The following is a 20,058-nucleotide window of genomic DNA, read 5'->3' as shown; positions in this document are numbered from 1 at the left end:
GCTCTATACCGGCAGCCGGCAGGGCGACATATTGCGCTTCCAGCCGCCGCACTACACGGAGAGCGAAGTCTTCGCTCATATCGGCGGCTCGCCGCTTGGCATGGCGTTCGACCGCGACGACAATCTCGTCATCTGCGTCGCCGGCATGGGCCTCTACCAGGTCTCGCCGGCGGGCGAGGTGAAGCTGCTCACCGCCGAGACCAACCGCTCGCTGACATCGGTCGTCGACGACTCGACCATGAAGCTTGCTGACGACTGCGACATCCTCCCAGACGGCCGCATCGTCTTTTCCGAAGCCACGGTGCGCTTCGAGATGCACGACTGGTATGCGGACGCGCTGGAGAGCCGCGGCAACGGGCGCATCATCGTCCACGACCCCAAGTCCGGCTCGACCCGCACGCTGTTGTCGAACCTGGTCTTCCCCAATGGCATCTGCACGGCCTTCGACGGCCAGTCGGTGCTGTTCGCGGAAAGCTGGGCCTGCCGCATCAGCCGCTACTATTTCGACGGTCCGAAGAAGGGCAAGGTGGAGCGGGTCATCGAGGGACTGCCCGGCTATCCCGACAACATCAACCGCGCCTCCGACGGCACCTATTGGCTGGCGCTGATGGGCATGCGCACGCCGGCGCTCGACCTGTCGCTGGAAATGCCGGGCTTCCGCCGCCGCATGGCGCGGCGCGTGTCCGAGGATGCCTGGCTGATGCCCAACCTCAATACCGGCTGCGTGCTGCGCTTCGACGAGAAGGGCCAGATCCTGGAAAGCCTGTGGGATCAGGCCGGCGAGAAGCATCCGATGATCACTTCGATGCGCGAGCACAAAGGCATCCTCTATCTCTGCGGCATCTTCAACAACCGCATGGGAACCCTGCCGCTGAAGGGCTCCGACCCCAGCTGGTTCAGCTCGGATTCCTACTGGGGCAAAAAGCCATGAGCGCCGTGAGCCGGTTTTTCGATCGCTTCCTTGGCCGTGGCGACTGGGCGGTGACCGTTCCGACGCTCGACGGGCCGCTGCTGCCCAACCAGGACCTTGAGGAGGCGGAGCTCTTCGCAGGCCTCGCTGAGGCCGACAATCTGGTGCGGACCGAAAAGGGCATGCTGGCGAGCAGCGCGAACCGGCTGACGCGGTTCGACGCCGACGGCAAGGCGGAGGTCCTGCAGGAATTCCCGGGCGAGATCACCGCGCTCGCCCATGCGCGCGGCATGACCGCCCTGGCCATCGACGGCAAGGGCGTCGTCATCCGCGGCGGCCTGCATGACGGGCGGCAGGCGACGGGCGACGAGGCCCACAGACTGTCCTGCGTCACCGCGCTGACTTTCCTCGACAGCAACACGTTGCTGGTCGCCAACGGCTCGGCCTCGCTGCCGGCAGGCGCCTGGCGCCGCGACCTGATGCAGAAAAACGCTTCCGGCTCGGTCTGGCGCCTCGACCTGAAAAGCGGCCGGCTGGAGCTGATCCGCGACGGCCTCGCCTGGCCGGCCGGCATCGCCACCACCGGGTCAAACCGCGTCTACGTCACCGAGGCCTGGCGCCATCGCGTGCTGGCGATCGATCTCGCCGGCAAGGCGACGGCGCCGGTGCTGGAACACCTGCCGGCCTATCCGGCGCGCATCGCGCCCGCCTTCAACGCCGGCTACTGGTTGACCTTCTATTCCGTGCGCAACCAGCTGGTGGAGTTCATCCTGCGCGAGGAGACTTTTCGCAAGCGCATGCTGGTTGAGATACCGGAAGCCTACTGGATGGCGCCGTCGCTCAGCTCGTGGCGCGACTACCGCGAGCCGATGCAGGGCAGCCAGCTCAAGCAGATGAACGTGCTGAAGCCTTACGCGGTCACCAGGTCCTACGGGCTGGTGGTCCATTGCGACCAGAACATGAAGCCGCTGTCGAGCTTCCATTCGCGGGCCGACGGCACGGTGCACGGCACGATCAGCGCCTGCGAGGTCGACGACGATCTGCTCGTCGCCTCGCGCGGCGGGTCGAGGATCGTGCGCGTGGCCAAGGCCGCCAGCGGCAAGCGGGGTTAAGCGATGTCGGATAACGTTATCGAGCTCAGGGACGCGACCAAGGCGTTCTCGCGCATCCCCGCCTTCAGGAACGTGACTTTCGACCTGCGCAAGGGTGAGATCCACGCGCTGCTCGGCGAAAACGGCGCCGGCAAATCGACGCTGACCAAGGTCATGGCCGGCGTGTTCAAGCTGACCGAGGGCAAGCTGTTCTTCGACGGCAAGGAGGTGTCTTTCGCCACGCCCGCCGAGGCGCTGCGCGCCGGCATCGCCATGGTGTTCCAGGAGACCAATCTGGTGCCGGCCATGACGGTTGCTCAGAACCTCTATCTCGGCGAGGAGAAGATGTTCAACCGGCTGCGCGGCCTCTACATCCAGGCGCGGCAATTCCTTGCCGGCATGGGGTTCCAGGTCGACCCGACCGCGCAGGTGAGCACGCTGGGCGCCGCCCACAAGCAGATGGTGGAGATAGCCCGCGCCGTCCACCACAAGGCCCGCGTCATCATCTTCGACGAGCCGACCGCGACGCTGACGCCGGAAGAGAAACGCCATTTCTTTAACCTGCTGCAGCGGCTGGTGAAGGAAGGCATCGCCATCATCTTCATCACCCACGCGCTGGAAGAGGCGCTCGCCGTCGCCAACCGGATCACCGTGATGCGCGACGGCGAGATCGTGGCTTCGGGCGAGGCCAACGGTTTCACCCGCGCCTCGATCGTGCAGGCCATGGTCGGCCGGACCCTCACCGAAACGCTGCATGGCGAGGTCAAGCGCACCGCGCGACCCTATGGCGACAAGGTGCTTTCGGTCGAGAACCTCTCCTGCGCCGGCCTGGTGCGCAACTCGTCCTTCTCCGTCTTTTCGGGGCAGGTCACCGGCATGTTCGGACTGGTCGGCGCCGGCCGCACCGAGATGGCCAAGGTCGTTGCCGGCCTGTTGAAGCGCAACATCTTCCACGGCGGCGAAATCCGCTTGCTCGGCAAGTCGGTGCGTTATCGCGTGCCGCGACCGGCGGTGCGCGACGGCATCGTCTATGTGACGGAGGACCGCAAGTTCGACGGCTTCTTCGAGACGATGACGGCTGGCGAGAACCTGCAGATCGGCGAACTGACCGACAAATCCAACCCGGTGTCGATCGTGTCCCTAACGCGCGCTAGGGAGCTTGCCAAGCAATGGGGCGAGCGTCTGAGGCTGAAGCAGATCAGCGAGCGCGCCAGGATGATCGAGCTTTCGGGCGGCAATCAGCAAAAGGTCGTGATCGCCAAATCGCTGATCCAGCAGCCCAAGTTGGTGATCTTCGACGAGCCGACGCGCGGTGTCGATGTCGGCGCCATCGTCGAGATCCACCAGCTCATCAGCGATCTTGCCGATCAGGGCATGGCCGTCGTCGTCATCTCGTCTTATCTGCCGGAAATCCTTGCGGTTTCGGACCGCATTCTGGTCGTGAAGCGCGGCCGCGTGGTCGAGGAGATGATGCTGTCGGACGCAACCGAAGAACGCGTGATGTTCGCCGCCGTTCATTGAACCGGAACAGATTTGCTGGCTAAGGCCTGGAACGGCCCTATTGCCTTGCAATCGCTTCCGCGTCTGAATAGGTCAGGAGGCCAGATCACCTGCCCGAGCGGACATGTCCAGCATCAATCTCAAACTTCTGCAGACATTCCTGCTTGCCGCGGAAAACGGCAGCTTCCGGCGCGCGGCCGAAGAGAGCAACCGCTCGCCTTCGGCCGTTTCCATGCAGATACGCGACCTCGAGGAACAGATCGGCATCTCGCTCTTCATCCGCACGGCGCAGCGCGCCAGCCTGACGCCGGAAGGCCAGGTTCTGTTCGAGGAGATCGCCAATGCGATGTCGCAGGTGCAGACCAGCCTCGACCGGCTGACCGAGATCGCCGCGCGGCGCAAGGGCAAGGTGCAGATCGCCTGCGCGCCAACGCTGGCGGCGAGCCGGCTGGGCGACATATTGGCGACGTTCAAATTGCGCTATCCGCGCTCGATCGTCGAGGTCATCGAAACCCCGCCGCAGGCCGCGCTTGCCCTGTTGCAGCAACAGGAGGTCGAGTTCTATCTCGGCCCGGAAGTGCCGAACCTCAACGACTTCCAGTTCGAGTCGATCCTGGACGACCCGCTGATGGCCTGCATCCCGGTGGAGACCTACGGCGGCGAGAAGAAGCTCAATCTGTCCGACCTCAAGCGCTTCCCGCTGATCCTGCTCAACCGCAAGACGGCGGTTCGCGGCCTTCTCGACCGGCTGACGGCGGCGGAAGGGATCGAGCTCAAGCCGCAATACGAAGTCGAAAGCGCGCAGACGGCGGTGGCGCTGGTGTCGTCGGGACTTGGCGTCTGTGTGGTGCCGGGCATCGCGATCTCGCGCAATGACGAGCGTATGTGGGTGGTGCCGATCGACCATCGCGACGCCCACCGCGCCGTCGGCATCATCACCGCGCGCGGCTATGTGCATCACTCCTTTTCGGAGCAGCTGATGAACCTGATCCGCACCAATCTGCGCGAGCTGGCTCACTGACGGTTCTGCAGCGGCTCAATCCGTCTGGATCCAGACCGCCTTCGTCTCCAGATATTCGTGCAGGTGCTCGATACCGCCTTCGCGGCCGTAGCCGGACATCTTCATGCCGCCGAACGGCACGGCCGGATCGATGGCGTGGTACATGTTGACCCAGACCGAGCCGGCCTTGACGTGGCGGGCGAGCTTGTGCGCCGTGCCGAGGTTGGTGGTGAAGATGCCGGCCGCCAGGCCGTAAGGCGTCGCGTTGGCGCGCGCCACGGCTTCATCCAGCGTGTCGAAGGGCATGGCCGAAATGACCGGACCGAAGATTTCTTCCCGCGCGATCGTCATCTTGTCGGACACAGCGCCGAAGACGGTCGGCGCGATGAAGTTGCCGCCGTCATAGAGCTCGCCCGTCAGCCTTGACCCGCCGGCGACCAGCCTGGCGCCTTCGTCGCTGCCGGCCTTGATGTAGCCTTCGACCTTGCCGGCCTGCCTTGCGTTGATCAGCGGCCCGATCTCGGTCTCAGCCTCGATGCCGTGGCCGATGCGCAGCTTGCCGGCGAACTCCGCGACCCGGCGCACGAACTCGTCGTGGATCTCGCGCGCCACGAACAGGCGTGAGCCGGCGATGCAGATCTGGCCGGAATGCACGAACACCGCCATTGCCGCGACCGGCACGGCCTTGTCGATGTCGGCGTCGCGGCAGACGATGATCGGCGACTTGCCGCCGAGCTCCAGCGAGACGCGCTTGAGATTGGTGACGCCGGCGCGGGCGATCGCCTGGCCGGTCAGCGTCGAGCCGGTGAAGACGATCTTGTTGACGTCCGGGTGCTCGGCCAGCCGCGCGCCGGCCTCGGCGCCCGTTCCGGTGACGATGTTGACGACGCCGTCGGGCACGCCGGCTTCCTGCATCAGCTTCGCGATCAGGAGCGGCGTCAGCGACGCATCTTCCGACGGCTTCAGCACGACGGTGCAGCCGGTGGCAAGGGCCGGCGCGATCTTCCAGACCGAGGCGGCGGTCGGCGCATTCCAGGGAATGATCGCGCCGACGACGCCGACCGGCTCGCGTCGGGTGAAGGTGACGATCTCGCCGGGGATCGAATTGTCGATCGCCTCGCCGTGCAGCGCGGTCGCCATGCCGCCATAGAAGCGCAGCATGCCGATGACCCGGCGGCGGTTGGCCAGCGTGCGCGTGATCGGCAGCCCCATGTCGAGCGTGTCGGAGACGCTGAGCTCTTCCCAATGTTTTTCGAAGAGGTCGGCGATCCTGAGCAGCACGCATTGCCGCTCGTAGGGCGAGAATTTCGACCAGGGGCCTTCGAAGGCCGCGCGCGCGGCGGCCACCGCCGCGTCGATATCGGCGGCTCCGCCGCGCGGCACTGTCGCCAGCACCTCGCCCGTCGCCGGGTTCAGCGCCTGCATCTCTTCTCCGGACTGCGCCGCGACCCACTTGCCGCCGATGAACATCGGCCGGAATTCGCCCTGGTAGAGCGTCGTGGCCTTCGCCCTCGGGTCGAAGTTCAGCGTCATCGTCTCCTCCTCACGAATTCCGAGGCGACTATTACTCCCGCTTCGGGCGACCTCAAACAAGGAAAGCTAAAAGGGCGTTCAGATAATCGGACTGTGCAACGCGCGCGTCTTCCCCGATGGTGCCGGCAACGGAGGAACAGATATGAGACTTGCTGGCAAGGTCGCCATCGTCACCGGTGGCGGGTCGGGATTTGGCGAAGGCATCGTCAGAAAATTCGTCGAGGAAGGCGCGTCCGTCGTGCTGATGGATCGCGACGAAGCCGCGGCTTCGCGCGTTGCTGGCGAAGCCGGCGACAAGGTGCGGCCAATCACGGGCGACGTCTCGACGCTGGAGAGTTTTGTCGCGGCCGCCGACCTGGCGCGATCGGTCTTCGGCGGGCTTGACATACTCGTCAACAATGCGGGCGTGGCGCAGCCGCCGCTTCCGCTGGAGACGATGGACGAAGGCCTGTTCGACCGCATCGCCAACGTCAACATGCGCTCGATCTACAACGGCGCCCGCGCGGTGGTGCCGCATTTCAAATCGAACAAAGCAGGCGCCATCCTCAATGTCGCTTCGACGGGCGGCGTCTCGCCGCGTCCGAACCTCACCTGGTACAACGCCTCGAAGGGCTGGGCGATCGCAGCCACGCGCGCCATGGCGGTGGAGCTCGCGCCGTTCGGCATCCGCGTCAACGCGATCAATCCGGTCGCCGGCGACACGCCGCTTCTGTCCACCTTCATCGGCTCCGGCGAGGAAAACCGCGCCCGCGTTGTCGCCACCATTCCGATCGGCCGGCTGTCGACGCCGCAGGACATGGGCAACGCCGCGGCGTTCCTGTGCTCCGACGAAGCCAGCATGATCACCGGCGTCGACCTCAACGTCGACGGCGGCAAATGCATCTGAATATTTGCGGTTCCTGAGGGATTGGCGATGAAGGATGTCTACCAGATCGCGGTCGTGCATGGCGACGGCATCGGCCCCGAAGTGTGCGCCGCGGCCGTCGAGGTGGTGAAGGCAGCACTGGGGCCGGACTGCCCGTTGCGCTTCACCGAATATCCGGCCGGCGCGGAGCATTTCCTGAAGACGGGGCAGAGCTTTCCCCAGCCGACCTTCGAAGCGTGCCGGGCGGCGGATGCGATCCTGCACGGCGCCGGCGGCCTGCCCGGCGTGGTCTATCCGGACGGCACGGAAGCGGGGCTCGACTTCACGCTGAGACTTCGTTTCGAGCTCGATCTCTACGCCAATATCCGCCCCATCAGGCTCTTCGAAGGGGTGACGAGCCCGCTCGCCGGGGTGAAGGCCGGCGACATCGACTATGTCATCCTGCGCGAGAACAGCGAGGGGCTTTACGCGGCGCGCGGGGCAGGGGCGTTGCTGCGCGGCCAAGTGGCGGTCGACACGCTCGTGCAGACGCGCGCCGGCATCGAGCGCATCGTGCGCAAGGCCTTCGAGCTGGCGCGCCAGTCGAACGGCGCGCCGCGCGACGGCATCCGCCGGGTGACCTGCTGCGACAAGGCTAACGTGCTGCGCAGCTACGCGTTTTTCCGCTCCGTCTTCGACGAGGTGGCGAAAGACTATCCCGACATCGAGACGGAACATGCGCTGGTCGACGCCATGGCCATGCATCTCGTGCTGAAGCCCGGCCATTTCAACGTCATCGTCAGCGAGAACATGTTCGGCGACATTCTGTCCGACCTGGCGGCGGCGACGGTCGGCGGAATGGGCATGGCGCCTTCGGCCGAGGTCGGCGACGCGAATGGCTTCTTCCAGGCTGCCCACGGCTCCGCGCCGGACATTGCCGGCAAGGGCATCGCCAACCCCTACGGGACGATCCTGTCGGCGGCGGCGATGCTCGACTGGCTTGGCCGCGGACATGGCGACGAGGGGCTGCGCAGGGCCGCCGAACAGATCCGCCGCGTGACGGAGGCATGCCTGGCGAACGGGCTGCTCAGCGCCGATCTGAAGGGAAAATCATCGACCGCCGAGATCACCGGGAACGTCTGCGACCGGCTCGCGGCCTGAGGCGATGGGGCGGCTCGATCGCCGCGTTTCGTTGGAGGATTTCCGCCTGCTGGCGCGCCGCCGGCTGCCGAAATCGGTCTTCGAGTTCGTCGATGGCGGGGCGGGCCAGGAACTGACCCTGCGCGACAACCGCGCCGCCTTCGAGCGTATGCGGCTGCTGCCGCGTGTTCTGACCGACGTATCCCGGCCCGACCTCACCACCACCTTGTGGTCGAAGACCTATCCGACGCCGCTGGTGATCAGCCCGATGGGGTCCTGCGCGCTCGTTCGCCCCGGCGCCGACATTGCCATTGCTTCAGCGGCAGCGGCCCGCGGTATTCCCTACACGCTGTCGACCATGGCGACGACCGGCATCGAGCGGATGGCAAGGGCGGTCCAGGGGCCCCTCTGGTTCCAGCTCTATGTGCTGAAGGATTTCGAATTCAATCGCCGGCTGGTGCGGCAGGCTGAAGAGTTCGGCTATTCGGCGCTGGTCGTCACTGTCGACCTGCAGACGGGCGGCAAGCGCGAGAAGGATCTGAGAAACGGAATTTCGATCCCGCTCAGGCCTTCTTTGCGGCACATGATCGAAGGGATGGCGCATCCGGCCTGGTCGTTTCGCCTGCTTCGCGGCGGCCTGCCTCAGTTCGAGAATGTCCGTGGTTACCTCGGTGACACCAGCGCGGGGCTGACGATCGCAGCGCGCGTCGGCCGCAATCTCTACGCGGGTTTCGACTGGGACGACTTCCGCACGATCCGCAACTGGTGGAAGGGGCCGCTGATCGTCAAGGGCGTCCTGCACCCGGACGATGCCGCGAGACTGATCGGGGAGGGTGCTGACGGGATCTGGGTGTCCAACCATGGCGGCCGCCAGCTCGACGGCGCGGTCGCGAGCATCGATGCGACCAGCGCCGTGCATGCGGCCGTTGGCGGCCGGGCTCCGATCCTCATCGATTCCGGCATCCGAACGGGCGTGGACGTCATCAAGGCAAAAGCGCGCGGCGCGGCCGCTTCGGCCATCGGCCGCGCCGCGCTGTTCGGCGCGGTGGCAGGACAGGTTGGCGTCGATCGTGTGCTGGATATCTTGCTCGAGGAAATCGCCTCCGGCCTGAAGCTTTCCGGAGTGCCCGGTTTTCAGCAAGTCGGCCCAGACCTGATTGCGCCTGCGGCCTAACCGAACCTAACCTTTGTCGCGCCAGACCTGTGGTTTGCCGAGGCGCCAGGTTGCGCCGACCATGGCCGGCGGTTATGCCGGGCCAGGATTTCCCAACGAGAGGCAACCGATGAAGGTCGTTTCCACCTCCAAATCTCATGGCGGCATCCAGGGCGTCTATACGCACGCTTCCGAGGCCTGCGCCTGCGACATGACCTTCGCCGTCTTCGTGCCGCCCCGGGCCAAGGACGGGCGGCTCCCGGTCCTGTGGTATCTGTCGGGTCTCACCTGCACGCACGCGAATGTCATGGACAAGGGCGAGTACCGGCGCCTGGCCTCCGAGCTCGGGCTAGTCATCGTGTGTCCCGACACCAGCCCGCGTGGACCGGCCGTTCCCGACGAAAAGGACAATTGGCAATTCGGCTGCGGCGCCGGTTTCTATCTCGACGCGACCGAGCAGCCTTATGCGAAGAACTACCGCATGTACTCCTACGTCGCCGAGGAATTGCCTGCGCTGGTCGCCGCCAATTTTGCGGTCGACATGTCGCGCCAGGCAATCTTCGGCCATTCGATGGGCGGGCACGGCGCACTGACGATCGCGCTGAAGAATCCGCAGCGCTACCGGAGCTGCTCGGCCTTCGCGCCGATCGTGCAGCCCTCGACGGCCGGCTGGTCGCGGCCGGCCTTCGAAAAATATCTCGGATCGGACGAAAAGAGCTGGCGCGCCTATGATGCGACGCTGCTGATCGAGGACGGCAAGCGGTTCCCGGAATTTCTCGTCGACCAGGGCACGGCGGATGGTTTCCTGAAGGAGGGCCTTCGGCCATGGCTGCTGGAAGAAGCCTGCGGGAAGGCAGGCATCGATCTGACCCTGCGCATGCAGGAAGGCTACGACCATTCCTACAATTTCATCTCGACCTTCATGGACGATCATCTGAAGTGGCATGCCAGCCGTCTTAAATGACATCCGCAGAATGCGGACCCCGCCGCAATCGAACGGTCCATTCCGGGTCACCCGTGACTGAAGGGATATCGGCGTTCACCTTCCGGTGAGCGCTCGTATTTCCGGCGGAACATTCCTCTTTTCGCGCTGTTAAGCCCCAGCAGCAGCGCGGAAAGGAGCTTGCGCATGGACAATCCGCGATCCACGGCAAGCATAGCCGGCCATCCCATCCATCCCATGCTCGTCACGATCCCGATCGCCTGTTTCGTCGGGACCTTGCTCACCGACATCGCCTACTGGCGGACGGCCGAAATGACCTGGGCCAATTTCTCGGCCTGGCTCCTGACCGTTGGTGTCATCGTCGGTATCCTGGCCGCCATAGCGGGGCTCACCGACTTTCTTGGCAGCCGCAGGATACGCGCCCAGCCGACGGCATGGCTGCATATGGCCGGCAACCTCGTCGCGCTCGTTCTGTCCTTCTTCAACATGCTGATCCACACGCGCGATGCCTGGACGTCCGTCGTGCCGACCGGACTGATCCTGTCGGCGCTGGTGGTGATCATTCTGCTCTTCACCGGCTGGCTCGGCTGGGCGCTGGTCTATCGCCATCATGTAGGAGTGGCCGATGAGACGGTTTGACTGCGCGATAAGATGGCCGACCGCGGCGCTCTGCTGCGCAGCGGCGCTGAGCATTGCCGGCTGCAGCGACGACAACACCGATCCGAACGCGCAGATCGGCCCGAACCCGAAACTGCCGGAGATAAATCAGTACCTGTTCCCGCCAATGCATCTGGCCTCGGTGGTCGGCTGGAAAAACAATGAAAAGCCGGCCGTCGCACAGGGTCTGCAGATCGAGGCGCTGGCCAAGGGACTTCAGCATCCGCGCTCGATTTACGTGCTGCCCAATGGCGACATACTGGTGGTGGAGTCCAAGGCGCCGGATGAAGCATCGGTCAAGCGGCCGAAGGATATCGTCATGGGCTGGGTCGAAAGCTGGGTGACCTCCGGCGGCGACACCGGGCCGAGCAACCGCATCACGCTGCTGCGCGACACCAATGGCGACGGCAAGCCGGATTACCAGGGCGTGTTCCTCGACCATCTCAATTCGCCCTTCGGCGTGGCGCTGGTCGGCAACGACCTTTATGTCGCCAACACGGACGCGATCGTGCGCTACCCCTACCAGCCGGGCGATACAAAGATCACGGCGCCGGGCAAGGTGCTGACGGAACTGCCGGGCGGGCCGATCGATCACCACTGGACGAAGAGCCTGGTGGCGAGTCCAGACGGCTCATTGCTCTATGTCGGCGTCGGCTCGAACAGCAACATCACCGAGAACGGCATCCAGGCCGAAAAAGATCGCGCCGCGATCTGGGAGGTCGACCGCGCCACCGGCCGCTCGCGCATCTTCGCCAGCGGGCTGCGTAATCCCAACGGCCTGTCGTTCGAGCCTGAGAGCAAGGCGCTGTGGACGGTGGTCAACGAGCGCGACGAGCTCGGCCCGAACCTCGTGCCGGACTATATGACGTCGGTGAAGGACGGCGCCTTCTATGGCTGGCCCTACAGCTACTACGGCCAGCATGTCGATCCGCGCGTGATGCCGCAGCGCCCGGACATGGTGGCCAAGGCCATCCCGCCGGACTATGCGCTGAGCTCGCATGTCGCGCCGCTCGGGCTCGCCTTCTACACCGCAAGCAACCTGCCGCAATCCTATCGCGGCGGCGCCTTTGTCGGCGAGCACGGCAGCTGGGACCGCTCCCAGTTCAATGGCTACAAGGTTGTCTTCGTGCCGTTCAGCGGCGGGCATCCGAACGGCATGGTGCAGGACGTCGTCACCGGCTTCCTCAACGACAAGGGCGAGGCGAGGGGTCGCCCGGTCGGCGTTGCCGTCGATAAATCCGGCGCGCTGCTGATTGCCGACGATGTCGGCAACACGGTGTGGCGTGTCACCGCGGCGCCGGGATCGACGTGAGGAAAGGCATCCTTCCATACTACCGTCCGGCCTGGCCGATCAATTGAACAGGTGTCGTGGAGGCGCGATAATCCGGCTGGAAGCAGTGGGATCCCGCGCAGGAGACTGTGGCGTCTGGCGCAGAGACCTGGGCAAAGCGCGGCGCGGCAAGATCGGCGGCCAACGGCACCTCGACCAATTGGGCAGGAACGATCTGGCGGCTGACGCATTTTGCTTCGCGTCAACAGCCGAGGGACCCGATGCGCATTGCCCATGTCGCGCCGCTCTATGAATCGGTGCCGCCGAAACTCTATGGCGGGACCGAGCGGATCGTCTTCTACATCACCGAAGCGCTGGTCGAGCTCGGCCACGATGTCACGCTGTTCGCGAGTGGCGACAGCGAGACGTCGGCCAGGCTGGTGCCCGCGCGTGACCAGGCGATACGTCTCGATCCGCGGCCGAAGAAATCGGAGATCGCCGCGCATCTGGCGATGCTTGCCGAGGTTCGCGAGCGCGCCCGCGAGTTCGACGTCATCCATTTCCATCTCAGCCACTTCCTGCATTTTCCGTTCTTCGAAGAACTCGCGGGGCGGACGGTGACGACGCCGCATGGCCGGCTCGACTATGTCGACCTGGCTCCGGCCTATAAGCGCTTCCCGCGTTTCCCGATGATCTCGATTTCGCACAGTCAGAAGCGCGGTCTGCCCGACGCGAACTGGCTCGCCACGATCCATCACGGACTGCCCCTCGACGCCTACCAACCGACCTATGAGCCGCAGGCGGAAGAACCATATCTCGCCTTCCTCGGGCGCCTGTCGCGCGACAAGCGGCCGGACCGCGCCATCGAGATCGCGCGACGGTGCGGGTTGAGGTTGAAGCTGGCGGCCAAGATCGGCGACGACGACCGCGCCTACTTCCGCGACAATATCGAGGTGCTCATCGATGGCGACCGCATCGACTATGTCGGCGAGATCACCGAGGACGAGAAGGCCGAATTCCTAGGCAACGCGGCGGGTCTTTTGTTTCCCATCGACTGGCCGGAGCCGTTCGGCCTCGTCGCGATCGAGGCCATGGCCTGCGGCACGCCGGTGATCGCCTGGAACCAGGGCGCCTTGCCGGAGATCGTCGACGACGGCATCACAGGTTTCGTCGTGGACAGCGTCGACGCCGCGGTCGCGTCGATGCCGGCGCTTCTCGATCTCGACCGGCGGCAGGTGAGGGCGGCGTTCGAGAAAAGGTTCTCGGCGACAAGAATGGCAAGCGACTATCTTGCTGCCTATATGCGTCTGACCGGCATGCCGGAGGCCAAGGCCTCCTGACCTTCATCCCGAGAGCCGATGATTTCAGGTCTGTTCGACCTAAAATCTCAATCTGGCTCTAAATCAAAGAGATAGAGCATAATGTCGTCCGAAAGCCGCTTCACACTTTTCGGCATCATGCTTTAGGGCGGAGCAAACGAAGAGGTGACGAATGACGGAACTCGACGAGCGCAAGCTCGATCCTGCCGTAGCCCTTTCTTCACTCGACGAGACCGCGCCGCGCGAACCGCACCGGCTTTTCGCCCTCAAGCAGGGCGACTGCTTCGCCGTCGCCGACGCCTATGGCGACATCAGGGGCTCGGGCGATGGCTTCTTCCGCGACGACACGCGCGTGCTCTCGGAATTTCGGCTGACCATCGGCGGCAGGCAGATGTCACTGCTCGGCGCCTCGCTCAGCCAGGACAATGTGCTGTTCACGTCCAACCTGACTAACCTGCCGATCCAGAGCGCCGTTGGCCGCGACATCCCGCAAGGCGCGATCCATATCGAACGGGTCAGGCTGATCTGGCAGGACCGGCTGTTCGAGCGCATCACGCTGTCCAACTACAGCCGCGAGCATTCGACCATCACCGTCTCGCTGCATTTCGCCGCCGACTTCCGGGACATGTTCGAGGTGCGCGGCTCGACGCGGGTGAAGCGCGGCACGACACATGTCGCCAAGACCGAAAAGGAGTCCGTCATGCTCGGCTATGATGGCCTCGACGGGCTCCCACGGCTGTCGGCGATCTCCTTTTCGCAGGCCCCCGACAAATTGAGCGACAACCGCGCCGACTTCCTGATCGCGGTGACCAAGCGCAGCCAGAAAGTGCTTTATGTCGAAGTCGGACCGGAAGTCTCCGAGGCTCCCAGTCGCGACCGTTTCCGCGCCGCGGCGGCACGGGCCCGCTTCGGCATGCGTGCCAAGCGGCGTCATGGCGCTACGGTGCACAGTTCGGGTCGCGTCTTCAACGACTGGGTCGAGCGTGCCCGCGCCGACGTGGCGCTGCTCACCACCGAGCTTGCGACCGGGCCCTATCCCTATGCCGGCATCCCCTGGTTCTCGACGGCGTTCGGCCGCGACGGGGTGATCTCCAGCCTGCAGATGCTCTGGCTCAATCCCGGGCTGGCGCGCGGCGTGCTGGCTTTTCTGGCCGAGCACCAGGCGACCGAAACGTCGCCCTTTTCGGATTCCCAACCCGGCAAGATCATGCATGAGACGCGCAAGGGTGAGATGGCGGCGCTGCGCGAGCTTCCCTTCGGGCGCTACTATGGCGGCGTCGACACCACGCCGCTCTATATCCATCTGGCTTCCGCCTATGCCGATCGCACCGGCGACATGGCCTTCATCGACAAATTGTGGCCTTCGCTCAAGGCCGCCGCCGAATGGACGGAGGAGGCGAGCCGCGCCACCGGCTTCGTCACCTATCAGCGCGCCGCCGAGTCCGGCCTTGCCAACCAGGGCTGGAAGGACAGCTTCGATTCGGTGTTCCACGCCGACGGCCGCATTCCAAAAGGGCCGATCGCGCTCGTCGAGGTGCAGGGCTACGTCTTCGCCGCCTTTCGGGGTATGGCGGCGCTCGCACGCCGCCGCGGCGAATTCGCCGACGCCGAGCACTGGGAGAACCGCGCCGAGGAAATGCGGGTCGCCGTGGAACGCGACTTCTGGCTCGACGACATGAATTTCTACGCCCTGGCCATCGATGGCGAGGGCGAGCCCTGCAAGGTCCGAACGTCGAACGCCGGGCACCTGCTGTTCGTCGGACTGCCGCAGCCCGAGCGGGCCAGGCTGGTCGCCGACCAGCTGCTATCGGCCTCCTTCCATTCCGGCTGGGGGCTGAGGACGCTTGCCGACGACGCGGTGTTCTTCAACCCGATGTCCTACCACAACGGGTCGATCTGGCCGCACGATACGGCGCTCTGCGGCGTCGGCCTGGCGCGCTACGGCGAACGCGACAGCGTGGTGCGGCTGATGAGCGGCACGTTCGAGTCGGCCGTGCATTTCAACATGCGGCTGCCGGAACTGTTCTGCGGCTTCGCCCGGGCTCCGGGCGAGGCGCCCATCGCCTATCCCGTGGCTTGCCTGCCGCAGGCCTGGTCGGCCGGTTCCACCTTCATGCTGATGCAGGCATGCCTCGGGCTGGAGATCGATGGCTGGAAGGGCGAATTGCATGTCACGCGTCCGAGGCTGCCGATCGGCATCGATACGCTCATGATCAGGCACTTGGCGGTCGGCGACAAAGCGATCGATCTCACCTTCCAACGGGTCGGCGACCGCGTTGCCGCCTTCCTGTCCGACCGACATGAAGGCCAGGTTCCGCTCATCGTGCGAACGTAAACAAAGCGCCACAACCCCGCGTCCAACAATCGAAATATGTCGGAACTGATCGCTGGTTCGCGCGTTGCAGACCTAAAGCGCGTCGCGATCTTTCAGATTCGCTCCATGCGCTTTAGGTTTTTGATTTTACGCATGTCTTTATCCCGAAACCGGTTCCCACTTTCGGGAGACATGCTTTAAGCCGGTCTGCCCGTCCGCGGCCGGCAAGAACGAAAACAATGAACGGACGGCCGGAGGCAACCTGGCATTTCAATGACACAATACGGCGCCGACCTGCTACTAGTCCTTATTCTCGCAAGCCTCGGACTGTCCGCATTAGCGATTATCATTTCGATATCCCGACACCGTCGCAACAACCCGATGGCGTCGGCCGTGCCGGGTTCCGGCGACGACTCCGCCACCGAAGCCGCGCGCAAGGTGCTGCGCGAATTCGAGAAGAACGGGCAGTCGGTCGATGCGGCTCTGGTCTCATGGTCGCCCGACACCCTGCGCAAGATCCTTGCCGACGAATTGCCGGAAGCGCAGGTGATCGTCGTCTCCAATCGCGAACCGTATATCCACAACGAGACCAGAGACGGCGGCGTCGAGCTCGTTGTCCCAGCAAGCGGTCTGGTCTCGGCGCTGGAGCCGATCACGCGCGCCTGCGCCGGCACCTGGATCGCCTATGGCGGCGGCAGCGCAGACCGCCGGATGGTCGACAAGGGCGACCGGGTTCAGGTCCCGCCCGGTAATCCGTCCTATACGCTGCGGCGGGTATGGCTGAGCGACGACGAATATCAGGGCTACTATCTCGGCTTTGCCAATGAAGGCCTGTGGCCGCTCTGCCATATCGCCTTCACGCGGCCGATTTTTCGCGAGTCGGACTGGGAGGCCTATGAAACCGTCAACCGCAAGTTCGCAGACACGGTGGTTGCCGAGGCGCGCAACGAGCGGCCGATCGTGCTCGTCCAGGACTATCACTTCGCGCTTTTGCCGCGCATGATCCGCGAGCGGTTGCCGGAGGCGATCGTCATCACCTTCTGGCACATCCCCTGGCCGAACTCGGAGGTGTTCAGCATCTGTCCCTGGCGCGAACGCATCTTGGATGGCCTGCTCGGCAGCTCGATCGTGGGTTTCCACACCCAGTTCCACGCCAACAATTTCACCGAGAGCGTCGACCGCTTCATGGAAAGCCGTATCGAGCGTGCCGATGCCGCCATTTCCTATGGCGGCCAGGTGACGCTGGTGCATTCCTATCCGATTTCGATCGAATGGCCGGTCGAGCTCCTGAAATCCCTGCCCAGCGTCGAGGAATGCCGGACGCGCGTCCGCAAGCGGTTCAGAATTCCAGTCGGCGCCAAGCTGTGCGTCGGCGTCGAGCGTCTCGACTACACCAAGGGTATTCTCGATCGCTTCCATGCGCTGGAGGAGCTGTTTATTCGCCATCCCGAGATGGTAGGCAAAGTCGTTTTCCTGCAGGTCGCGGCGCCGAGCCGCGGCACGCTGCCGGCCTACAAGCATCTGCATGAGGAATGCCTGCGCTACGCGGAGGAGATCAACCAGCGCTACGGCAGCGAATCCTACCGGCCGGTCGTCATGGTGGCCGAGCACCATTCGCAAGCGGCGGTCTATGAACTCTATCGCGCCGCCGACATCTGCCTCGTCACCAGCCTGCATGACGGCATGAACCTGGTTGCCAAGGAATTCGTCGCGTCGCGCGACGACGAGCAGGGCGTGCTTTTGCTCAGCACCTTCGCCGGCGCCTCGCGCGAGCTTCTGGAGGCGCTGATCGTCAATCCTTACGACGCGGCGATGATGAGCGAGGCGATGCTGCAGGCGCTGACCATGGGACCGGACGAGCAGCACGAGCGCATGCGGCGCATGCGCGACATCGTGCGCGACAACAATGTCTATCGCTGGGCCGGCAGCATGCTGCTCGACGCGGCGCGGCTGAGGAAGCGCGGCGACCTGGATCGGGTCACCGCCTTATACGAGCGGCCGGCAAGCCCCACCGGCGACAATGTCGTGTCCATGTTCGAACGCAAACAGGCAGTGGGATTTAGATGAACATTCAGGCAGACCTTACCCCGCCGCTTCCCGCGGGACGGTGGGCGCTTTTCCTCGACATCGACGGCACCTTGCTGGAGCACGCGGCGCATCCCGACGCCGTCTCGGTCAGCGAGGAATTGCGCGTTCTCCTGCAGACGATCGAGCGGCGCCTGGACGGCGCGCTCGCCTTCATCACCGGGCGCTCCATCGCAGCCGTGGACCATCTGTTCGATCCGTTGAAGCTCAGGATCGCCGGCCTCTATGGGCTGGAACACAGACTAGCGCCGGACGGACCGATCGAAGCCGCCGACGAGCCGGCGGATATGGCGGCGCTTGCCGACGAGATTGAACTCGAGCTGGCAAGCCAGGCCGTCTATGTCGAGCGCAAGGGGCCGGTGCTCGCGATCCACACCAGGGCCGCGCCGCAGCTTCTGGCGCGGGCGACGGAGCTGGTCGAGGCTGCGCTTGAGCGCCTGCCGAAGGGCTACCGCGTGATCGCCGGCAATGCCGGCGTCGAGCTGATGCCGCTCGAAGCCGCCAAGGGCGCCGCGATCCGGCGCTTCATGCAGCTCGATCCCTTCACCGGCAGGCGTCCGGTGTTCCTCGGCGACGACACTTCCGACGAGAATGGCTTCGAGACGGTCAACGCCGCGGGCGGAATCTCGATCCGCGTGAAGCCGCAGGGCCAGACTGCCGCCCGCTTCGCCATCGAGGATGTCGCGAGCGCCATAGCCTGGCTCGAAGCCAATTTTGCGGCGCCTGCCGCGCAGGCGTCCAGCCGCAATCTCGTTGCCTAAACCGGCTAGTTACTCCGCAGCTACTGCTGCTGCAGGCCCGTGATCATCGCGATGATCTCGTTCTTGTCGGTCTTCCTGGTCTCGCGCACGCCGATCTGCTTGCCGCGCCTCAGGACGCAGATGCGGTCCGACAGCTTGAACACCTGATCGAGGCTGTGGCTGATGATCAGGATGCCGACATTGCGCTGCTTGAGCGATTGGACAATCGCCTCCACCCTGGCGGTCTCGGCGACGCCGAGCGCGGCCGTCGGCTCGTCGAGCAGGATCAGCTTGCTCGCCCAGTGCGTCGCCCTGGCGATCGCGACGCCCTGGCGCTGACCGCCGGAGAGGTCGCGGATGGTGGCGTGCGCGGAAGGGATGCGCACGTCGAGCTCCTTCACCAGTTTTTCCGTCTCGTCGATCATGCGGCGGCGGTCGAGCAGGCCGAAGCGGTTCAGCGGCTCGCGACCGAGGAACATGTTCATATAGACCGTCTGCTGGTCGGCCAAAGCGAGATCCTGGTAGACAACCTCGATGCCATGCGCGCGCCCCATCGTCGCGTTCGACATCGTCACCGGCTTGCCCTCGATCGTGATCGTGCCCGAGGAGGGCGGATGCACGCCGGAGATGATCTTGACCAGCGTCGACTTGCCGGCGCCGTTGTCGCCGACAAGCGCGACGATCTCGCCAGGAAAGACCTCGAGCGAGAAGTTCTCGATCGCGGTGAGGCCGCCGAAATGCTTGCGGATGTCCTGAAGCTGAAGGATGGGGGCGCTCGCATTCATGGTTTTCTCCTAGACGGGCCAGGCATAGGGCTCGCCAAAACCGTTCTCGATCGTTTCAACCACAGGCTTGCCCTTCGAGATGCCTGAGACGCCGACAACATAGGCGCGGGTGACGAAGGCCTGGCCGCGGAAGCCGAAGACGGCGCTGTCGCCTGGCCTCGGCGCATTTGCGCCGGCGGCGTCGATCATGGCGTAGTAGTCGATCGCCGAAGGCGGCGGCACTTCGACGCTTCTGAGCGCCGACGCGGCGGTGGTCGGCTCGGCCGAGACGATCGCCTTGACGTCATAGTCCGGGAAGATCGGATCGATATAGAAGCCGCCGCCGAAGCAGTAGGCCTTGCCGCCCGACAGATGCGACACTTCGGTGAGGTAGAGCACGGCAGGCAGTTCCGGCAGGTCTTCCATGACATGCAGCGCCGTGGTGCCGTGCAGGCCGTTGCCGGGTTCGCATTGCGTGGCGCCGGCTTCCGCCAGCGCGGCCAGCATGACGCTCGACGTGGTACCCGGCGCGTTGATCTCGACCCGCTTGCGGCCCGCCTTGGCGAGCGCCTCGGCTGCCTTGCTCAGCGTCGCCACATTGGGCGTCGGCAGCACTTTGCGCGCGGCATGGTCGAAGAGCAGGGCAGGGAAGGTGGTGATGCCGGCGAAGCGGCCGCCCGGAACGGCGTCCAGTCGATCCGCGACGGCCACAACATCGCCGGCGTCGAAGCCGCCTTCATGGCCGCGGTAGAAAATATCACCTTCGGCCGCGATGCGGGCGAGCAGGTGCTGGAC

General features: G+C 64.9%; 16 protein-coding genes and 1 pseudogene. 14 read left to right on the top strand and 3 right to left on the bottom strand.

Annotation, left to right across the window (positions count from 1 at the left end):
* The 4 genes from EOA23_RS17590 to EOA23_RS17575 all read left to right on the top strand — a co-directional run.
* A partial coding sequence (locus EOA23_RS17590) for an SMP-30/gluconolactonase/LRE family protein (protein ID WP_145966435.1) occupies positions 1-931 on the top strand: 931 nt, incomplete at its 5' end.
* On the top strand, positions 928-2,022 hold the full coding sequence (locus EOA23_RS17585; protein ID WP_127305061.1) for an SMP-30/gluconolactonase/LRE family protein: 1,095 nt from the start codon (positions 928-930) through the stop codon (positions 2,020-2,022). The genes EOA23_RS17590 and EOA23_RS17585, both read left to right, overlap by 4 nt.
* Positions 2,023-2,025: 3 nt before the next feature.
* Positions 2,026-3,522, top strand: a complete 1,497-nt coding sequence (locus tag EOA23_RS17580; RefSeq protein ID WP_127305060.1) for a sugar ABC transporter ATP-binding protein — start codon at positions 2,026-2,028, stop codon at positions 3,520-3,522.
* Between the two features lie 103 nt (positions 3,523-3,625).
* Positions 3,626-4,522, top strand: coding sequence for a LysR family transcriptional regulator (locus EOA23_RS17575; RefSeq protein WP_127305059.1), 897 nt, complete (start codon positions 3,626-3,628; stop codon positions 4,520-4,522).
* Between the two features lie 15 nt (positions 4,523-4,537).
* Here EOA23_RS17575 and EOA23_RS17570 read toward each other — a convergent pair whose 3' ends face one another.
* Complete coding sequence (locus EOA23_RS17570) at positions 4,538-6,034, bottom strand: aldehyde dehydrogenase family protein (RefSeq protein WP_127305058.1); 1,497 nt, start codon at positions 6,032-6,034, stop codon at positions 4,538-4,540.
* Between the two features lie 142 nt (positions 6,035-6,176).
* Between EOA23_RS17570 and EOA23_RS17565 the strand changes: the two genes are divergently transcribed.
* The 10 genes from EOA23_RS17565 to otsB all read left to right on the top strand — a co-directional run bounded on the left by EOA23_RS17565 (position 6,177) and on the right by otsB (position 18,520).
* Positions 6,177-6,920, top strand: coding sequence for a glucose 1-dehydrogenase (locus EOA23_RS17565; protein ID WP_127305057.1), 744 nt, complete (start codon positions 6,177-6,179; stop codon positions 6,918-6,920).
* A 27-nt stretch (positions 6,921-6,947) separates the two neighbouring features.
* Positions 6,948-8,039, top strand: a complete 1,092-nt coding sequence (locus tag EOA23_RS17560; RefSeq protein ID WP_127305056.1) for an isocitrate/isopropylmalate dehydrogenase family protein — start codon at positions 6,948-6,950, stop codon at positions 8,037-8,039.
* Positions 8,040-8,043: 4 nt separating this feature from the next.
* Entirely contained in the window at positions 8,044-9,192 is a 1,149-nt protein-coding gene (locus tag EOA23_RS17555; protein WP_127305055.1) for an alpha-hydroxy acid oxidase, read from the top strand.
* A gap of 109 nt (positions 9,193-9,301) precedes the next feature.
* Positions 9,302-10,135 carry an S-formylglutathione hydrolase gene (gene fghA, locus EOA23_RS17550; protein ID WP_127305054.1) on the top strand — a complete coding sequence of 278 codons (834 nt, stop codon included), beginning with the start codon at positions 9,302-9,304 and terminating at the stop codon, positions 10,133-10,135.
* Between the two features lie 165 nt (positions 10,136-10,300).
* On the top strand, positions 10,301-10,753 hold the full coding sequence (locus EOA23_RS17545) for a DUF2231 domain-containing protein (RefSeq protein WP_126059930.1): 453 nt from the start codon (positions 10,301-10,303) through the stop codon (positions 10,751-10,753).
* Entirely contained in the window at positions 10,740-12,083 is a 1,344-nt protein-coding gene (locus EOA23_RS17540; protein WP_127305053.1) for a sorbosone dehydrogenase family protein, read from the top strand. Before EOA23_RS17545 ends, EOA23_RS17540 begins: the two co-directional genes overlap by 14 nt.
* A 239-nt stretch (positions 12,084-12,322) precedes the next feature.
* Entirely contained in the window at positions 12,323-13,381 is a 1,059-nt protein-coding gene (locus tag EOA23_RS17535; RefSeq protein WP_127305062.1) for a glycosyltransferase family 4 protein, read from the top strand.
* 151 nt (positions 13,382-13,532) lie between these two features.
* Positions 13,533-15,695 carry an amylo-alpha-1,6-glucosidase gene (locus EOA23_RS17530; protein ID WP_127305052.1) on the top strand — a complete coding sequence of 721 codons (2,163 nt, stop codon included), beginning with the start codon at positions 13,533-13,535 and terminating at the stop codon, positions 15,693-15,695.
* Between the two features lie 252 nt (positions 15,696-15,947).
* On the top strand, positions 15,948-17,741 hold the full coding sequence (locus tag EOA23_RS17525) for a trehalose-6-phosphate synthase (protein ID WP_127305051.1): 1,794 nt from the start codon (positions 15,948-15,950) through the stop codon (positions 17,739-17,741).
* Positions 17,738-18,520, top strand: coding sequence for a trehalose-phosphatase (gene otsB / locus EOA23_RS17520; protein ID WP_127305050.1), 783 nt, complete (start codon positions 17,738-17,740; stop codon positions 18,518-18,520). Before EOA23_RS17525 ends, otsB begins: the two co-directional genes overlap by 4 nt.
* Positions 18,521-18,540: 20 nt before the next feature.
* Here the strand turns inward: otsB and EOA23_RS17515 are convergent, their stop codons facing one another.
* Together EOA23_RS17515 and EOA23_RS17510 are read right to left on the bottom strand one after the other, a co-directional pair.
* On the bottom strand, positions 18,541-19,284 hold the full coding sequence (locus tag EOA23_RS17515; RefSeq protein WP_126081858.1) for an ATP-binding cassette domain-containing protein: 744 nt from the start codon (positions 19,282-19,284) through the stop codon (positions 18,541-18,543).
* Positions 19,285-19,293: 9 nt separating this feature from the next.
* Positions 19,294-20,058: pseudogene (locus tag EOA23_RS17510) on the bottom strand (alanine racemase); the annotation flags it as partial.

The sequence above is a fragment of the Mesorhizobium sp. M2A.F.Ca.ET.042.01.1.1 genome, from assembly GCF_003997405.1.
Classification (GTDB): domain Bacteria; phylum Pseudomonadota; class Alphaproteobacteria; order Rhizobiales; family Rhizobiaceae; genus Mesorhizobium.
The sequence above is the reverse complement of the archived record's forward strand: the minus strand, read 5'-3'. Positions and strand labels throughout refer to the sequence as shown.